The sequence below is a fragment of the Streptomyces sp. NPDC032940 genome (assembly GCF_040636935.1).
In the GTDB taxonomy this organism is placed as follows: Bacteria; Actinomycetota; Actinomycetes; order Streptomycetales; family Streptomycetaceae; genus Streptomyces.
Map to the genome: position 1 here is coordinate 140,808 of NZ_JBEZVJ010000003.1, position 15,892 is coordinate 156,699.

The 15,892-nt window shown below is 72.3% G+C and carries 17 protein-coding genes, 1 pseudogene and 1 riboswitch; of the genes and pseudogenes, 11 read left to right on the forward strand and 7 right to left on the reverse strand.

Annotation, left to right across the window (positions count from 1 at the left end; translation table 11 throughout):
- Positions 1-329: pseudogene (locus AB0E77_RS05625) on the forward strand (hypothetical protein); the annotation flags it as partial.
- A gap of 13 nt (positions 330-342) precedes the next feature.
- Here AB0E77_RS05625 and AB0E77_RS05630 read toward each other — a convergent pair.
- Positions 343-1,731 carry a trehalose-6-phosphate synthase gene (locus AB0E77_RS05630; RefSeq protein ID WP_361565963.1) on the reverse strand — a complete coding sequence of 463 codons (1,389 nt, stop codon included), beginning with the start codon at positions 1,729-1,731 and terminating at the stop codon, positions 343-345.
- Positions 1,732-1,883: 152 nt separating this feature from the next.
- Here AB0E77_RS05630 and AB0E77_RS05635 point away from each other — a divergent pair, with 152 nt between their 5' ends.
- On the forward strand, positions 1,884-2,552 hold the full coding sequence (locus AB0E77_RS05635; protein ID WP_361565966.1) for a hypothetical protein: 669 nt from the start codon (positions 1,884-1,886) through the stop codon (positions 2,550-2,552).
- Positions 2,553-2,555: 3 nt separating this feature from the next.
- On the opposite strand, the gene AB0E77_RS05640 is transcribed toward AB0E77_RS05635, so the two are convergent.
- A complete protein-coding gene (locus tag AB0E77_RS05640; protein WP_361565969.1) occupies positions 2,556-3,500 on the reverse strand; it encodes a glucosyl-3-phosphoglycerate synthase in 945 nt (314 codons plus the stop codon).
- A gap of 142 nt (positions 3,501-3,642) precedes the next feature.
- A riboswitch (SAM riboswitch) is annotated at positions 3,643-3,805 on the forward strand.
- 18 nt (positions 3,806-3,823) lie between these two features.
- On the opposite strand from AB0E77_RS05640, the gene thrC reads away from it, so the two are divergent.
- The 6 genes from thrC to AB0E77_RS05670 all read left to right on the forward strand — a co-directional run bounded on the left by thrC (position 3,824) and on the right by AB0E77_RS05670 (position 10,034).
- Positions 3,824-5,116 (forward strand): threonine synthase, encoded by a 1,293-nt coding sequence (thrC, locus tag AB0E77_RS05645; protein WP_361565972.1) that lies wholly within the window; start codon positions 3,824-3,826, stop codon positions 5,114-5,116.
- Positions 5,113-5,388, forward strand: coding sequence for a MoaD/ThiS family protein (locus tag AB0E77_RS05650; protein WP_361565975.1), 276 nt, complete (start codon positions 5,113-5,115; stop codon positions 5,386-5,388). The genes thrC and AB0E77_RS05650 overlap by 4 nt, the downstream gene beginning before the upstream one ends.
- A 386-nt stretch (positions 5,389-5,774) precedes the next feature.
- The gene (locus AB0E77_RS05655) at positions 5,775-5,978 is read left to right on the forward strand and encodes a cold-shock protein (protein ID WP_004929928.1); all 204 of its coding nucleotides are present in this window, start codon (positions 5,775-5,777) and stop codon (positions 5,976-5,978) included.
- A 329-nt stretch (positions 5,979-6,307) separates the two neighbouring features.
- Positions 6,308-7,930: a chaperonin GroEL gene (gene groL / locus AB0E77_RS05660; RefSeq protein WP_361565978.1), complete on the forward strand. Its 1,623-nt coding sequence runs from the start codon at positions 6,308-6,310 to the stop codon at positions 7,928-7,930.
- Positions 7,931-8,160: 230 nt separating this feature from the next.
- Entirely contained in the window at positions 8,161-9,291 is a 1,131-nt protein-coding gene (locus tag AB0E77_RS05665) for an NADH:flavin oxidoreductase (RefSeq protein ID WP_361565981.1), read from the forward strand.
- 170 nt (positions 9,292-9,461) lie between these two features.
- Positions 9,462-10,034 carry a dihydrofolate reductase family protein gene (locus AB0E77_RS05670; protein WP_361565984.1) on the forward strand — a complete coding sequence of 191 codons (573 nt, stop codon included), beginning with the start codon at positions 9,462-9,464 and terminating at the stop codon, positions 10,032-10,034.
- 25 nt (positions 10,035-10,059) lie between these two features.
- Here the strand turns inward: AB0E77_RS05670 and AB0E77_RS05675 are convergent, their stop codons facing one another.
- The 3 genes from AB0E77_RS05675 to AB0E77_RS05685 form a co-directional block, all read right to left on the reverse strand.
- Complete coding sequence (locus AB0E77_RS05675) at positions 10,060-10,623, reverse strand: hypothetical protein (RefSeq protein ID WP_361565986.1); 564 nt, start codon at positions 10,621-10,623, stop codon at positions 10,060-10,062.
- A 48-nt stretch (positions 10,624-10,671) separates the two neighbouring features.
- The gene (gene murQ / locus AB0E77_RS05680) at positions 10,672-11,607 is read right to left on the reverse strand and encodes an N-acetylmuramic acid 6-phosphate etherase (RefSeq protein ID WP_361565988.1); all 936 of its coding nucleotides are present in this window, start codon (positions 11,605-11,607) and stop codon (positions 10,672-10,674) included.
- 130 nt (positions 11,608-11,737) lie between these two features.
- A complete protein-coding gene (locus tag AB0E77_RS05685) occupies positions 11,738-12,691 on the reverse strand; it encodes a MurR/RpiR family transcriptional regulator (RefSeq protein WP_361565991.1) in 954 nt (317 codons plus the stop codon).
- A gap of 55 nt (positions 12,692-12,746) precedes the next feature.
- On the opposite strand from AB0E77_RS05685, the gene AB0E77_RS05690 reads away from it, so the two are divergent.
- The gene (locus AB0E77_RS05690; protein ID WP_361565994.1) at positions 12,747-13,130 is read left to right on the forward strand and encodes a hypothetical protein; all 384 of its coding nucleotides are present in this window, start codon (positions 12,747-12,749) and stop codon (positions 13,128-13,130) included.
- Between the two features lie 10 nt (positions 13,131-13,140).
- A complete protein-coding gene (locus AB0E77_RS05695) occupies positions 13,141-13,428 on the forward strand; it encodes a DUF4031 domain-containing protein (RefSeq protein ID WP_361565997.1) in 288 nt (95 codons plus the stop codon).
- On the opposite strand, the gene AB0E77_RS05700 is transcribed toward AB0E77_RS05695, so the two are convergent.
- Both AB0E77_RS05700 and AB0E77_RS05705 read right to left on the reverse strand, forming a co-directional pair.
- The gene (locus tag AB0E77_RS05700) at positions 13,401-14,480 is read right to left on the reverse strand and encodes a GNAT family N-acetyltransferase (protein ID WP_361565999.1); all 1,080 of its coding nucleotides are present in this window, start codon (positions 14,478-14,480) and stop codon (positions 13,401-13,403) included. The genes AB0E77_RS05695 and AB0E77_RS05700 overlap by 28 nt on opposite strands.
- A gap of 10 nt (positions 14,481-14,490) precedes the next feature.
- Positions 14,491-15,153 carry a hypothetical protein gene (locus tag AB0E77_RS05705; protein WP_361566001.1) on the reverse strand — a complete coding sequence of 221 codons (663 nt, stop codon included), beginning with the start codon at positions 15,151-15,153 and terminating at the stop codon, positions 14,491-14,493.
- Between the two features lie 50 nt (positions 15,154-15,203).
- On the opposite strand from AB0E77_RS05705, the gene AB0E77_RS05710 reads away from it, so the two are divergent.
- Positions 15,204-15,887, forward strand: coding sequence for a maleylpyruvate isomerase family mycothiol-dependent enzyme (locus AB0E77_RS05710; protein WP_361566004.1), 684 nt, complete (start codon positions 15,204-15,206; stop codon positions 15,885-15,887).
- The last annotated feature ends 5 nt before the right edge of the window (positions 15,888-15,892 follow it).

Below are 15,892 nucleotides of genomic sequence, written 5' to 3' on the forward strand. Positions count from 1 at the left end.
CGATCGGCGACCGGACCGGCGCCTGCCCCGAGCCGCAGGCGGGCGGCACGGCCCCGTCCGGCACCCCCGTGCAGGACGGCAAGAAGTGCACGGACCGGGTGGACTACGCGGGTGACCCGCGGTCCAACGCGGAGATCAACTCGATCGGCGACCGGACCGGCGCCTGCCCCGAGCCGCAGGCGGGCGGCACGGCCCCGTCCGGCACCCCCGTGCAGGACGGCAAGAAGTGCACGGACCAGGTGGACTACGCGGGTGACCCGCGGTCCAACGCCGAGATCAACTCCATCGGCGACAAGACCGGTTACTGCCCGCCGGTCCAGAAGCAGTGACCCGCCCGTCGCGTCAGCCCCGCAGTGCCGCCAGCTGATCCAGGAACCACCGGGCCGGCGGCAACGCGGTGGCGGCGGCGGACAGCCGCTTCGACCGCTCGGCCCGTTCGCCCGCCGGCACGGACAACGCCTCGTGCAGGGCGTCCGCCGTGCCGGAGACGTCGTACGGGTTGACCACCAGGGCGTCCTCGCCCAGCTCCTCGTACGCGCCGGCCTCCCGCGACAGCACCAGCACGCACCCCTCGTCGGAGACGACCGGCACCTCCTTCGCGACCAGGTTCATCCCGTCCCGGATGGGGTTGACCAGCGCCACGTCCGCCAAACGGTACGCGGCCAGCGAGCGCGCGAAGTCGTCCTTCACGTGCAGCACGACCGGCGTCCACGCGGCCGTCCCGAACTCGGCGTTGATCTCCTCGGCGACCCGCTGCACCTCGGCCGTGTAGTCCCGGTAGACGGCGAGGTCCTGGCGCGACGGGTAGGCGAACGCGACGTGCACGACCCGCTCCCGCCACTCGGGCCGGTCGGCGAGCAGACGCCGGTACGCCAGCAGGCCCCGCACGATGTTCTTGGACAGCTCGGTGCGGTCCACCCGGACGATGGTCCGGCGCCCCTCGCCGATCTCCTGACGCAGCGCCGCCATCCGCTCGTCCACGTCGGCCTCGTGCGACCGCTTCCGCAGGAAGTCCGCGTCCGCGCCGAGCCCGTGCACGCCGATCTCCGTGCCGCCGAGCCCGCCCACCAGCGCCTCGCAGCAGGCGGTGAACGCGTCGGCCCAGCGCCGGGTGAGGAACCCGAGCCGGTCGGCGCCGAGCATGCCGCGCAGCACCTGCTCGGCGATGTCGTCCGGCAGCATCCGGAAGTAGTCGACCGGCGCCCACGGCGTGTGCGAGAAGTGGCCGATGCGCAGGTCCGGGCGCAGCTCCCGCAGCATCCCCGGGACCAGCACCAGGTGGTAGTCCTGCACGATGGCGACCGCGCCCTCGGCGGCCTCCTCGGCCAGCGCCTCGGCGAAGGCCCGGTTGTAGGCCTCGTAGGACGCCCACCGGCGCCGGAACTCCGCGTCGAAGACGGGCTCCAGGGGCGTCTGGTACAGCATGTGGTGCACGAACCACAGCACCGAGTTGGCGATCCCGTTGTACGCGTCCGCGTGCACGTCGGCCGGGACGTCCAGCATGCGCACGCCGTCCTCGCCGATCCCGCGCCGCACCGCCTCGCGGTCGCCGTCGCCGAGCGCGGAGCAGACCCACAGCGCGTCCGCGTCCGGCCCGATGGCCGACAGTCCGGAGACCAGTCCGCCGCCGCCCCGTTTGGCATGCAGCGAACCGTCCTCCCGCACCTCGTACGAGACGGGCCCCCGATTGGAGGCGACCAGCACCTGAGCAGCACCGAAGCTTGAAGCCATACGCCTCAACCTAGCCCGGCCCCGAAAACCTCAAACGTGTCCTGACGTCCCCTCGGCGGCGATTCGGTCACGTCACTTGTGTGGAAGATGTGAACGGGTTGAGTATGTGCAGTGTACATTTCAACCATCTGGGGGGTGGGCGTTCCGTGCCCATGTACTGGCGACAGGCGCGCATACGGGGGTTCGCCGCGACCGCGGCACTGATGGCCGCATCCGCGCTGGTCCTGGCCGGCTGCGGCGACGGCGACGCCGCCGCGACGGCGGACGAGCGGCCCACGGCCGTGACGGCCACCGCCACACCGGGCGACAGCCCGACCCCCGAGGCGGCCCCCTCCACCGAGACCCCGGCGCCCACGCCGACCCCCACCCCGGCCACGCTGCCCGACCTCAGCGGCGGCACGATCGGGCCGGCCGTCGCGGCGGCGGAGAAGGCGGGGGTCCGCTACGTCGTCCGGCTCCAGGGCACCGGCCGCACCGCCGCCTCCTGGGGCGCGGGCGAGAAGGTCTGCGAACAGACCGGCGGACCCGGCGACGTGACCTTCACCGTCCCGCGCGACGGCCGTGACTGCGCCGGGCGCCTGCTGCACACCCCGACGCCCACCCCGCCCGCGCCGGAGAAGACCCGGGACACCGGCGGCAGCGGCGGCACCGGGAGCGGCGCCTGCGAGCTGATGAGTCCCGCGGGCAACTGCTACGCCGACGGGCAGTTCTGCGCGAACAAGCACCACGGCCTGAGCACCCACGGCCGCGGCGGCGAGTACCTGACCTGTTCGCTGGACTCCGGCGGCAGGTGGCGCTGGTCGGACGGTGTCGCCGGCTGACGCTCAGGCCACCCGGCGGGACGCGTACTCCGCGATCTCCGCCATCGGGGGGCGCTCCTCGGTGTCCACGGCGTAGGTGCGGGGCTCGAAGCCGTCGATGCCCCGCTCGAACTGGGTGAGGGCCGGCCGGAGCAGATGGCCGCGGGCCAGCCGGAGCTGGGCGGTGCGGTAGATCGCGGCGGACATCCGGCCCAGCGCCCGGCCGTCCTGGTGCCGGTGCCGGCGCACCCCGACGTCGACCTGGGCGAGCGCGTCCAGGCCCACCAGGTGCAGGGAGTCGACCAGCATCCCCAGCTCGACGCCGTAACCGACGGGGAAGGGGAGCCGTTCCAGCAGGGAGCGGCGGGCCGCGTACTCACCGCCCAGCGGCTGGACGAAGCCCGCCAGCCGGGGCCAGTGCAGATTCAGCAGCGGTCGGGCCATCAGCTCGGTGACCCGGCCGCCCTCGCCCGGGGCGGCGTCGAGCGGGCGGTCGTACATCGCCTTGACGAGGTGGACCTCCGGGTCGGTGAGCAGTGGGCCCACGATGCCGGAGACGAAGTCCGCGGAGAACTCGCGCAGGTCGGCGTCGACGAAGCAGACGACGTCGCCGCCGGTGACCAGCAGCGAGCGCCACAGCACCTCGCCCTTGCCGGGCACGGCCGGGATGCGGGGGAGTATCTCGTCGCGGTGCACGACGCGCGCCCCCGCCGCGCGGGCCACCGCCGCCGTGGCGTCGGTCGAGCCGGAGTCCACGACCACGAGCTCGTCGACGAGCGGCACCCGGTGCATCAGCTCACGGCGGATCACCGTGACGATGTCGCCGACGGTGGCCTCCTCGTCGAGCGCGGGCAGCACGACGCTGACCGACTGCCCCGTGGCGCGCTTGGCGGCCATGATCTGCGGAAGCGTGCGGTCTGCCACGGACCAGGAGCGTGCGCCAAGCCAGCGCTCGACTTCTTCCAGCACGGTCGGTGGGCTCCTTTGTGATCCATCTCGCGGTACGGACGACTATCTCAACTGTCGTGGCCTTCGGTTACAGTCTTGAACAACGCGGATGACCGGCGCATGCCGGGGTCACCGTGTGAACCACCGCAGAACAACCACATACCGCTCATCCAGAGGGGCAGAGGGATACGGCCCGATGAAGCCCCGGCAACCCTCCAGTCGGTTCTCGCAGATCGCCGGTCACCGTCGATCGCAGCGCGAGGCTCCCGGCTAGGGAAGGTGCCAAATCCGTCTCACGGCGAGATGCGTCGTGAGGAAGATGAGGAGAAAGGGCCTCGCCTCACATGGCTGTGCAGACTGTCGCAACCGACACCACCGCTTCCCCCTCCACCGTGGACCTCGGCCCCGCCGCCGCCCTCTCCTGCCGCGAGTGCGGCCACCGCGTGCCCCTCGGTCCGGTCTTCGCCTGCGAGGAGTGTTTCGGCCCGCTGGAGATCGCCTACGACTTCTCGGCCTACGACACCGAGGAACTGCGCAAGCGGATCGAAGCGGGCCCCGCGAACATCTGGCGCTACGCGCCCCTGCTGCCCGTCCCGGCGGACGTCGCGACCAAGCCGAACATCAACCCGGGCTGGACCAAGCTGGTCAAGGCCGACAACCTGGCCCGCGAACTCGGCGTCACCGGCGGTCTGTACGTCAAGGACGACTCGGGCAACCCGACGCACTCCTTCAAGGACCGCGTCGTCGCCCAGGCCCTGGAGGCCGCCCGCGCCTTCGGCTTCACCACCCTGTCCTGCTCCTCCACCGGCAACCTCGCCGGTGCCGTCGGCGCCGCCGCCGCGCGGGCCGGCTTCCGCTCCTGCGTGTTCATCCCGCACGACCTGGAGCAGGGCAAGGTCGTCATGGCCGCCGTCTACGGCGGTGAACTCGTCGGCATCGAGGGCAACTACGACGACGTGAACCGCTTCTGCTCCGAGCTGATCGGCGACCCGGCCGGCGAGGGCTGGGGCTTCGTCAACGTCAACCTGCGGCCGTACTACGCCGAGGGCTCCAAGACCCTCGCGTACGAGATCTGCGAGCAGCTCGGCTGGCAGCTGCCCGACCAGCTCGTCGTGCCGATCGCGTCCGGCTCCCAGCTGACGAAGATCGACAAGGGACTGCAGGAGCTGATCAAGCTCGGCCTGGTCGAGGACAAGCCGTACAAGATCTTCGGCGCGCAGGCCGAGGGCTGCTCGCCGGTGTCCACCGCGTACAAGGCCGGGCACGACGTGGTCCGCCCGCAGAAGCCGAACACCATCGCCAAGTCGCTGGCCATCGGCAACCCGGCCGACGGCCCCTACGTCCTCGACATCGCCCGCCGCACCGGCGGCGCGGTGGAGGACGTGACCGACGGACAGGTCGTCGACGCGATCAAGCTGCTCGCCCGCACGGAGGGCATCTTCGCGGAGACCGCGGGCGGTGTGACGGTGGGCGTCACGAAGAAGCTGATCGAGAACGGCGTCCTGGACCCGTCGCTCACGACCGTCGTGCTGAACACCGGCGACGGCCTCAAGACCCTCGACGCGGTGGCCGGCACCGGCCTCACCGCGACGATCCGCCCCAACCTGGACTCCTTCCGAGAGGCTGGCCTCGCATGAGCGTGACCGTTCGCATCCCGACCATCCTGCGCACCTACACCGGCGGGCAGGCCGAGGTCGCCGCCGAGGGGGCGACCCTCGCCGAGGTCATCTCGGACCTGGAGAAGAACCACACCGGGATCGCCGCGCGTGTCCTGGACGACCAGGGCAAGCTCCGCCGCTTCGTCAACGTCTACGTCAACGACGACGACGTCCGCTTCGAGCAGGGCCTTCAGACGGCGACGCCGGACGGCGCCGGCGTCTCCATCATTCCGGCCGTCGCGGGCGGCTGACCGGAGCCTCCTACTCCCGGTAGTGCGCATTGCCCCCTCCGCAATAGAAGCGGAGGGGGCGATTCCATTGGATTGAGCGCGGTAGAGTTGGGGAACACGCTCCCGCTCGCCCGACAAGAAATAGCCAAACTGTGGGCGTATTTCGCGGCTTTTGTGGACTTTGTGTAGCCCGACTTGACCCGAATTCAGGCGAATTCTCGCCACATTCCGGACCGGCTGCGTCCAGATTTCTCGTCCGATTGACCTGTTGCAGACGGCAGTTGGACAGATACATTCAGCCGCGGTCGACGCGTTCCGGCGCACGCCCCCACCCATTGGGGGGTGAGGTCTGACCCGGATCCGCGAAGTGCGGATCTGTGCAAGGGCCAGTAATAGGGGAGTTAGGCATGGCTCAGGGCACCGTCAAGTGGTTCAACGCGGAGAAGGGGTACGGCTTCATCGCGGTCGACGGTGGTGCGGATGTTTTCGTCCACTACAGCGCGATTCAGATGGACGGCTACCGCACCCTCGAAGAAGGCCAGCGGGTCGAGTTCGAGATCTCGCAGGGTCAGAAGGGCCCGCAGGCCGACATGGTTCGCCTCAGCGCCTGAGACGTGCGGCCACCGCAAGCCAACGGTCTTCTCCGAAGGGCCCGTACCCGGCCGGGTACGGGCCCTTCGGCCTGTCCGGGCCCGGTAGGCCCCCGGGTGTTCGCGGGTGGCTGAGCCGGGGCGTCGATGTCCCGAGGCGCTTGCACTCGACAGGGCCGAGTGCTAATCATTGGCGTTAGCACTCTGAAGGTGAGAGTGACAACGAAGGACCGGGTCGGTGAGGCCCGCGGGCCGGGTGGGGAAGGAACCCACGAGGCCGGCGAGCCGTCCGTCGCGGGCGCGGGCGCGGTCCGAAGGAATCACCCCCAGTCCTGGAGGGACCACTTCACATGGCCAAGATCATCGCGTTCGACGAGGAGGCGCGGCGCGGCCTCGAGCGCGGCATGAACCAGCTCGCGGACGCCGTCAAGGTGACGCTCGGCCCCAAGGGCCGCAACGTCGTCCTCGAGAAGAAGTGGGGCGCGCCCACGATCACCAACGACGGTGTCTCCATCGCCAAGGAGATCGAGCTCGAGGACCCGTACGAGAAGATCGGCGCCGAGCTGGTCAAGGAAGTCGCCAAGAAGACGGACGACGTCGCCGGTGACGGTACGACCACCGCGACCGTCCTCGCCCAGGCCCTGGTGCGCGAGGGTCTGCGCAACGTGGCCGCCGGTGCCAACCCGATGGCGCTGAAGCGCGGTATCGAGAAGGCCGTCGAGGCCGTCTCCGCCGCCCTGCTCGAGCAGGCCAAGGACGTCGAGACCAAGGAGCAGATCGCCTCCACGGCCTCCATCTCCGCCGCCGACACCCAGATCGGCGAGCTCATCGCCGAGGCCATGGACAAGGTCGGCAAGGAAGGCGTCATCACCGTCGAGGAGTCCCAGACCTTCGGTCTGGAGCTGGAGCTCACCGAGGGTATGCGCTTCGACAAGGGCTACATCTCGGCGTACTTCGCCACCGACATGGAGCGGATGGAGGCGTCGCTCGACGACCCGTACATCCTCATCGCCAACTCCAAGATCGGCAACGTCAAGGACCTGCTGCCGCTCCTGGAGAAGGTCATGCAGTCGGGCAAGCCGCTGCTGATCATCGCCGAGGACGTCGAGGGCGAGGCCCTGTCGACCCTGGTCGTCAACAAGATCCGCGGCACCTTCAAGTCCGTCGCCGTCAAGGCCCCGGGCTTCGGCGACCGCCGCAAGGCCATGCTCGGCGACATCGCCATCCTCACCGGCGGCGAGGTCATCTCCGAGGAGGTCGGTCTCAAGCTCGAGAACGCCTCCCTCGACCTGCTGGGCAAGGCGCGCAAGGTCGTCATCACCAAGGACGAGACCACGATCGTGGACGGCGCCGGCTCCGCCGAGCAGGTCCAGGGCCGGGTCAACCAGATCCGCGCCGAGATCGAGAACAGCGACTCGGACTACGACCGCGAGAAGCTCCAGGAGCGTCTGGCGAAGCTGGCCGGCGGCGTGGCCGTCATCAAGGCCGGTGCCGCCACCGAGGTCGAGCTCAAGGAGCGCAAGCACCGCATCGAGGACGCCGTCCGCAACGCGAAGGCGGCCGTCGAGGAGGGCATCGTCGCCGGTGGTGGCGTGGCCCTGCTCCAGGCCTCCCAGGTCTTCGAGAAGCTGGAGCTGTCGGGTGACGAGGCGACCGGCGCCAACGCTGTGAAGCTCGCCCTGGAGGCCCCGCTGAAGCAGATCGCCGTCAACGGCGGTCTCGAGGGCGGCGTCGTCGTGGAGAAGGTCCGCAACCTCCAGGTCGGCCACGGCCTGAACGCCGCGACCGGCGAGTACGTCGACATGATCGCCGAGGGCATCATCGACCCGGCGAAGGTGACCCGTTCCGCGCTGCAGAACGCCGCCTCCATCGCCGCGCTGTTCCTCACCACCGAGGCCGTCATCGCCGACAAGCCGGAGAAGGCCGCCGCGGCCGCTCCGGGCGGCATGCCGGGCGGTGACATGGACTTCTGATCGACCGGTTCCGGTTGATCGACCGTCCTTCACGTGCCGAGGGCGGCACTCCTGGCCGAGGCCGGGGGTGCCGCCCTCGGGCGCTTTCCGGCCCCCTGCCCACGGGTCCGTGTGACCCGGGTCACGGATGACGGGCGGCCGGAATGGCGGTGGCGGGTGCGCCGGTTGCAGGGGGTGCAGGCATTCATGCGCATGCACATACTGACCGGTACCTCCTGAGGAGACCCCCCGTGACCGTCACCGCCTCCGACGCCGCCTCGCGCGCCGCGCAGATCCTCGCCCGCCCGGCCGTCATCAACGGCCTGACCGTGCCGAACCGCATCGCCATGGCGCCGATGACCCGCATGTTCTCCCCGGGCGGCATCCCCGGCGAGGACGTGGTCTCGTACTACGCGCGCCGCGCCGCCGCCGGGGTCGGCCTGATCGTCACCGAGGGGACGTACGTCGGCCACGACTCCGCCGGGCAGAGCGACCGTGTGCCGCGTTTCCACGGTGACGAGCAGCTGGCCGGCTGGGCGAAGGTCGCCGACTCCGTGCACGCGGCGGGCGGCACGATCGTGCCGCAGCTGTGGCACATCGGCATGGTGCGCAAGCAGGGCGACAAGCCCTTCCCCGACGCCCCCGCCGTCGGCCCCTCGGGTCTGCGCATCGGCGAGGACGAGGTCACCGGCAAGGCCATGACCCAGCGCGACCTGGACGACGTCATCGGCGCCTTCGCCGACGCCGCGGCCGCCGCCGAGCGCATCGGCTTCGACGGCGTGGAGATCCACGGCGCCCACGGCTACCTCGTCGACCAGTTCCTGTGGGCCGGCACCAACCGCCGCACCGACGCCTACGGCGGCGACCCCGTGGCCCGGACGAAGTTCGCCGCGGAGATCGTGGCCGCCGTGCGGGAGCGGGTCTCGGCCGAGTTCCCCGTGATCTTCCGCTACTCCCAGTGGAAGCAGGAGGCCTACGACGCCCGCCTCGCCGAGACCCCCGAGGAGCTGGAGGCGATCCTCACGCCGCTGGCCTCGGCCGGCGTCGACGCCTTCCACGCCTCCACCCGCCGCTACTGGGTCCCCGAGTTCGAGGGCTCCGACCTCAACCTCGCCGGCTGGACCCGGAAGCTGACCGGGAGGACCGCCATCACCGTCGGCTCCGTCGGCCTCGACGGTGAGTTCGTCAAGGCCTTCCAGGGCGAGGGCGCCGGGCTCGGCAGCCTCGACGACCTCCTGGACCGCCTGGAGCGCGACGAGTTCGACCTCGTCGCCGTCGGCCGCGCCCTGCTCCACGACCCGCAGTGGGCCCGCAAGGTCCTGGACGGCCGCCTGGACGAGCTGACGCCGTTCGACGCTGCGGCGCTGAAGACCCTCAGCTGAACCCCGGTCCGGCGTGCGGACGCGCGGCGCGGCACGGGCGGCCGCGGTGCGCGTCCTGGGCCGGCGGTGACCGATGAGTTTTCCCGGGCGCCGCGGTCAGAGAGGGTGAACGCACCATGTGACGGCGGGGCACGAGCCGCCCGGAACCACGAGCCACCCAGGAGACCCAGATGCGCACCCTGATCAGCACCGCCTTCGTCTCGCTCGACGGGGTCGTGGAGGCGCCCGGCGGCGAGTCCGGCTACCGCAACGCGGGCTGGACCTTCAAGGACGTGGAGTTCCTCCCCGAGGCGTACGAGATCAAGGGGCGGGAGCAGAAGGAGGCCGGCGCGATGCTCCTCGGCCGGGTCAGCTACGAGGCGTTCAGCCCCGTCTGGCCGGACATGGAGGACTTCGCCGACTACAGGGAGATGCCGAAGTACGTCGTCTCCACCACCCTCACCGACGACGACCTCGTGACCGACTGGGGCGAGACCACGATCCTGCGCTCGGTCGACGAGGTCGCCGCGCTCAAGGAGACGGAGGGCGGCCCGGTCATCGTGCACGGCAGCGCCACCCTGGGCCGGGCCCTCGCGGACGCCGGCCTCGTCGACCGCTACCACCTGCTGGTCTTCCCGCTGCTCCTCGGCGCGGGCAAGCGCCTGTTCAGCGACACGGACAAGGACGCGCAGAAGCTGAAGCTCACCGAGCACGAGGCGTACGCCAACGGCGTCCAGAAGATGGTGTTCGACGTCGTCCGCTGACGTCCCCTTCCTTCCCCGCGCCGGCTCAGCCCATCGGCTCGATGTCCACCCGCACCGGCGTCCCCCACACGCGCAGCACCTCGTAGTCCGTGAACTCGTGCACCAGCCGGTACGCCATGGCCGCGCGCGGGGCACGCAACTGGGCGGCGATGTACAGCTCGGCCTCGCGGCGGTCCCGGCGCGGGGTGCCGCACAGCTGCCACGCCTGGCCGTTCCACAGCTCCGGCAGCCAGCGCTGCTGGGGCTGCGGACGGTCGCCCCGCACCCCGTAGCGGGACTGCGCCGGCTCGGCGGTCCGGACCGGGGCCGGGCCGCCGCCGTACTCGGCGCGGCGGGCGGCACGGCGGCGGGTCTCGCACAGCAGGCACAGGTCGGGGGCGGCCTCGTCGACCGGGCCGTTCGGATGCTCGGGGCAGCGGGTGCTGGGGGCGGCCGTGGTGACGCTCTCCTCCAGCAGGTCCAGCGCGCGCTTCACGTCGGCGCGGATCTCGTGCACCTTGGCGTCCGGCGTGTCGGCGGTCAGGGCCTCGCCGTGCTCACCGAGGAGACGCAGGGCGCGGCCCAGGGCGGTCAGCTGGGCGTGGTTCATGCTCCTCAGGGTCGCACACGGCACCGCCGGTCCCGCCCGCCCGTGCCGTCAGCCCTTCGCCGCAGCCAGCGCGGCGCGCAGATGACCGTCGGACTCCTCCAGGAGCCGGGCGGCCGTCGGGCCGTCGACGTCGGCCAGCAGGGCCAGGACGGCGTGCTTGACCTCGCCGTCGGTGGCGGCCAGGGCCCGCTCGATCTCCTCGTCCCCGGCGCCGGTGGCGAGCGCGACGATACGGCGGGAGCGGGCGCGCAGCTTCTCGTTGGAGGCGCGCACGTCGACCATCAGGTTCCCGTAGGTCTTGCCGAGCCGGATCATCGTGATCGTCGAGAACATGTTGAGGACCAGCTTCTGCGCCGTGCCGGCCTTCAGCCGCGTGGAGCCGGTGATCAGCTCGGGCCCGGTGACGACCTCGATGCCGTGCTCGGCGGCGACGGCCAGCGCGCTGCCCGCGTTGCAGGCCAGGCCGACGGTCAGCGCGCCCAGCGCCCGGGCGTGTTCGACGGCACCGACCGCGTACGGGGTGCGGCCGGAGGCGGACACGCCGACCACCGTGTCGTCGGCGGTGAGGCCGAGGGCGTCCAGGTCCGCGCGGGCCAGCTCGGCGGAGTCCTCGGCACCCTCGACGGAGGTGACCATGGCCTCAGGGCCGCCCGCGATCAGGCCGACGACCTGCCCCGGCTCCGTGTTGAAGGTGGGCGGGCACTCCGAGGCGTCCAGCACACCGAGCCGTCCGGCGGTCCCCGCGCCGGCGTAGACCAGCCGGCCGCCGCGGCTCATCCGGGCGGCGACGGCGTCGACGGCGGCGGCGATCTCGGGCAGCCGCGCGGCGACGGCGGCCGCCACCGTGGCGTCCTCGCCGTTCATCGTCCGCGCGATGTCGAGGGTGGACATCCGGTCGATCTCGGCCAGCTCGGGCCGGAACGCCTCGGTGGACATCGCCTCCAACTGGGAGCGGAGGTCGGGGTGATGGGGGGTGGAGGTCATAAGGATGCGGCCCTTTTCAACGTGCGATGCCTGTACATACCTGGGGGCGCGGGGCTGTGTCGATATGCGGCTCCGCCGCGTGGGCGCGACAAGCCACGACGAACCCGCAGTCGCGCATGGCGGACAACCCCTACGGTCTACCGCGCGGCCCATGCCGATGAGCCAACGCCTCATAGGACGCCGCCAGAGCCGGCGCCGCCGCTTCGTACGTCCGCTGCGCCACCCCCACGAACAGGCAGTCCACCACCAGCAGCTGACTGGTCCGCGACGACATCGCCGCCGGCCGCAGCTCGCTCTCCCGGGCCGTGGACGTGGTCAGCACATGGTCGGCGTACTGCGTGACGGGGCTGTCCGGGCGGCCGGTGATCGCGACGGTCGTCGCCCCGCGTTCGAAGGCGGCCCGCAGCGGCTCGATGACGTCCCCGGTCGAGCCGGAGTGGGTGATGGCGAGGGCCACGTCCCCGGCGCGCAGCTGCACCGCGTTGGTGACGGCGAGGTGCGGGTCGCTCGGGGCGTGGGCTATCAGCCCTATGCGCAGCAGTTTCTGGGTGAGATCCTGGGCGACCAGCCCGGAGGCGCCGATGCCGTACACATCGGTGCGGCGGGCGGCGGCGAGTGCGGCGACGGCCGCGCCGAGCTGGACGGTGTCCAGTCCGGCGGCGGTGTCGGCGAGGGTCTGCTGCTCGTCGTAGGCCAGCTTGGCGACGACGTCCCCGATCGGGTCGTCGACCGCGATGTCCGTCGTGATGGCGGGCGCGCGCCCCGACTGCTGCTGCGCCGCGAGCCCGGCGAGGGCGAGGCGCAGATCGCGGTAGCCGGGGTAGCCGAGCAGGCGGGCGGTGCGCACGACGGTGGCCTCGCTGGTGCCGGTGAGCTCGGCGAGGCCGGTGACCGTGAGGGCCGCGCAGCCCGCCGGGTCGCCGGCGACGGCCTCGGCGACCCGCTGCATGGAGCGGGTCATCGACGGCGCCAGGGTGCGCACCTTGGCCGCGAGGGCGGCGGGCGCGGGCGGCGCGCTCCCGCCTCCGCCGGCGCGGCGGCCGGCGGACGCACTCGCGAAAGTTTCCTTCACTTCATCGGTCACTCATGAAAGATATTTTCGTTTCGGCCCGCGGGTCAAGAGTGCGCACAATGGGGGCATGGACCCCATCAGCCCGCTGGAGCAGGCCCTGCACGCCGCGCGCGCCCTCGTGCTCGCCGACCTGGTGGCGGGCCGGGCGGCCGAGCCGGACGTCGTGTCGCTCGTCGAGGAGTCCGTCGTACAGCGGCGCTGGTGGGTCGAGCAGTGGCCCGAGGGTGTGGAGTTCGTGGCCGGGCTGGTCGCGCAGGACGTCCAGGACGCCCTGCTGGAGCGGTACGGCCGCTGGCCGCTGTGCCCGGTGTGCGGCTCCGGCGACCCGCACGCGCTGGACGTCGAGCCGGAACTCGGCCCCGATCCGCACTGGGTGTGCGGCAAGGCCGGGGTCAAGGTCGCGGCGGTCGGCTCCCTGGGCACCGCCCTGGGCGGCACGCCGTCGTCGTGAGGACGCCCCGGTGACCGTCTACATCGATCCGCCGACCTGGCCGGGCCACGGCCGTCTCTGGTCCCACCTCGTCAGCGACGCCTCCTACGCCGAACTGCACGCGTTCGCCGAGGCCCTGGGCGTGCCGCGCCGCGCCTTCGAACGCGACCACTACGACCTGCCCGCCCACCGGTACGCGGACGCCGTGTCCGCCGGCGCCCTGGAGGTCAGCAGCCGCGAGGTGGTGCGGCTGCTGCACGGGGCGGGGCTGCGGCGGCGCAAGGGCGGCGGTCAGGGACGCGCGGCCCGCAGCTCGTAGGCGAACTGCTTGTCGTCCTCGCCCGTGACCCGGGTGAAACCGGCCCGCTCGATGACGGCCTGGGACGGCAGGTTGCCGGGCTCGGTCGTCGCGAACACCGACGTCACCTCCGCGCGCTCCAGTGCCCACGCGGACAGGGCGCGCAGCGCCTCGGTGGCGTACCCGTGGCCGCGGGCCGGCTCGGCGAGGTCGTAGCCGATCTCCACCCGGCCGTCCTCGTCGGGCGCGCCGTGGAAGCCCATGCCGCCGACCGCACGCCCGTCCTCGGTGCGCACGAGCGTGAACACGCCCCACTCCGGCCGGTGCACGCCCGTCTCGTACGCCTTCAGCAGCATGCCGGCGGCGTCCCGCGTGCCCTGGTACGGCCCGCCGTCGACCCAGACGAAGCCGCCGTCGCCGCCCACTGCGAGATCGGCGGCGGCAGCGGGGGTGACGCCCTGGAGGGTGAGGCGGCCGGCGGGGATCACGAGGTTGTTGTGCCAGCGCCACGTCTCGAGCGGGGCGCGGCCGGGCAGCTCGCCGCGGCCGGTGGCCCACAGCAGCGTGCGCCAGTGGTCGGCGCCGGGCTGGACGTGCGGGAAGATCCGGCTCAGCACCTCCGCGCAGAGCCCGGCGGGCGGCTCGTACGCCAGGCCCAGGCCCTCGGCGATGTCGTGCGTGTGCACCAGCACCTCGGTGATCCCCATCGCGGCGAAGCCCTCGCGGTCCGCGCTGCGGAACGGATACGGGTGGAAGGCGCGGACCTCGCGCGGGGTGGTGCGGACGGTGGCGGCGAGCAAGGCGCCCGTCGTCTCGATCACCTGGAGGACGCCCTCGTTGCCGGTGCCGTCGTCGAGGGTGATCTCGAAGGGGACGTAGGCCCGGGTGGCGCGTCCGGCGAGCTGCCCCGCATACGCGATGAGGTCGCTCGCGATGTGCTCCGCCGTGTACCGGCAGCTCCACTCGAGCCGCCCGGCCCGCACCCCCTCCCAGTCCCGGTCCGTCGCCGTCCGCAGCAGCGCCACCGCGCCCGCCACGGCCTCTTCCACCTGGTCCCCGCCCATGGTCCGCATGCCGGGCAGGCTACGGGGCCCGGCCGCCGTCCGGCGACAGCATTTCCAGCTCCCCGGTGAGGTTGTGGCGGGCGGTCGCCTCCCATTCCCGGATCCCGTACGGCGTGCGGAACAGCCGGGGCAGGCCGAGAAGTTGACGCAGGATCGCGGCGCGGCCCGCGCGGAAGGCGTCGTTCGGGACGAAGTGGTACTCCTCGCGGACGGCGGCCGTGTAGGCGGCGTACGCCGAGGGTGGCGACGCGAGGACGGACAGGTCGGCGTCGCACAGCACCTGGCCGTCGCGGTCGTCGTCGGCGGGGTCGTGGGAGACGGTGAGCCGCACCAGCCGGGCCACCTCGGCGGCCTTGTCCGCGGGCACGCCGGCCTCGGGCAGTGCACGCTCGGCCAGCCGCGCCGACCGCTCCTCGTTCTCGGACCGCTCGGGCAGGTACACGGCGTCGTGGAACCAGGCGGCCAGCCGGACGACGTCGGCGTCGTCGGCGTACCGCTCCAGCTCGTCGACGCGGTCGAGGACCGAGGTGAGATGGGCGAGCGTGTGGTAGCGCCGCTGGGGCTCCTGCCAGCGGGCGAGCAGGTTGCCGGCGTACGGCGCCGGGTCGGGACCGGCGCCGGGGCCCCGGGCTCCGTTCAGGGCTCGGGCGAAGCGGGCGCGCAGGGCGTCGAGATCGGCCATGCGCTCATTCTCCCGCGAGGGGCCCGACGACAGGGCCTAGCGTGGAGCCCATGACGACTCCTGCCGATGTGCACGACGTACGCGACCCCGAGCTGCCGGGCCGGCTGCTCACCCTCGAACGGGACGAGCTGGTGCCGCTGCTGCGGTCCCGGGCGGACGGCGACTTCGCGCTGCCGGTGGCGGCGTGTCCGGGCTGGACCGTGCGGGACGTGCTGGCGCACTGCTCGTCCGCCCTGATGCGGGTGGTGGAGCGGCGCTTCGAGAAGGGCGTCTTCTCGCCCCCCTCCAACGACCGCGACATCGCCGAGCGCGCCGACTGGACCAACGCCCGGATCGTCGACGAGCTGGAGCGCGGCATGACCGAGGCCGGGCCCGTGATCGGCCGCGCGGGCGGGGTGCTGGACCGGGTCGCGCTGGGCGAGTGGGTGCACGCCGGTGATGTGCGGGTGGCCCTCGGCGAGCCGGGGGCGTACGCGGGGCGCGGGCTGCCGGACGCACTGACGCTGCTGACCTCGGTCACCCGGGACCTCGGACACGTGCCCCTGCACGCCGACCTCGACGACGTGGACGAGCCGCTCAAGCTGGGCGAGGCGAGCGGTGAGCGGCCGCCGGGGCGGTTCATCGGGGACGCGGCGACGCTGGTGCGGCTGTACGCGGGGCGGCCGGTGGACGCCGGGGCCGGGTACGAGCTCGCCGGGGTCGAGGCGGCGGAGCTGAACATCTTCGGCGACTGAGCGGC

Bases quoted from the DNA above. Each gene is read 5' to 3' on its own strand.
- AB0E77_RS05630 (WP_361565963.1), bottom strand. From the start codon at position 1,731: ATGGCTTCAAGCTTCGGTGCTGCTCAGGTGCTGGTCGCCTCCAATCGG.
- AB0E77_RS05635 (WP_361565966.1), top strand. From the start codon at position 1,884: ATGTACTGGCGACAGGCGCGCATACGGGGGTTCGCCGCGACCGCGGCA.
- thrC (WP_361565972.1), top strand. From the start codon at position 3,824: ATGGCTGTGCAGACTGTCGCAACCGACACCACCGCTTCCCCCTCCACC.
- AB0E77_RS05650 (WP_361565975.1), top strand. From the start codon at position 5,113: ATGAGCGTGACCGTTCGCATCCCGACCATCCTGCGCACCTACACCGGC.
- AB0E77_RS05655 (WP_004929928.1), top strand. From the start codon at position 5,775: ATGGCTCAGGGCACCGTCAAGTGGTTCAACGCGGAGAAGGGGTACGGC.
- groL (WP_361565978.1), top strand. From the start codon at position 6,308: ATGGCCAAGATCATCGCGTTCGACGAGGAGGCGCGGCGCGGCCTCGAG.
- AB0E77_RS05670 (WP_361565984.1), top strand. From the start codon at position 9,462: ATGCGCACCCTGATCAGCACCGCCTTCGTCTCGCTCGACGGGGTCGTG.
- AB0E77_RS05675 (WP_361565986.1), bottom strand. From the start codon at position 10,623: ATGAACCACGCCCAGCTGACCGCCCTGGGCCGCGCCCTGCGTCTCCTC.
- murQ (WP_361565988.1), bottom strand. From the start codon at position 11,607: ATGACCTCCACCCCCCATCACCCCGACCTCCGCTCCCAGTTGGAGGCG.
- AB0E77_RS05690 (WP_361565994.1), top strand. From the start codon at position 12,747: ATGGACCCCATCAGCCCGCTGGAGCAGGCCCTGCACGCCGCGCGCGCC.
- AB0E77_RS05700 (WP_361565999.1), bottom strand. From the start codon at position 14,480: ATGCGGACCATGGGCGGGGACCAGGTGGAAGAGGCCGTGGCGGGCGCG.
- AB0E77_RS05705 (WP_361566001.1), bottom strand. From the start codon at position 15,153: ATGGCCGATCTCGACGCCCTGCGCGCCCGCTTCGCCCGAGCCCTGAAC.
- AB0E77_RS05710 (WP_361566004.1), top strand. From the start codon at position 15,204: ATGACGACTCCTGCCGATGTGCACGACGTACGCGACCCCGAGCTGCCG.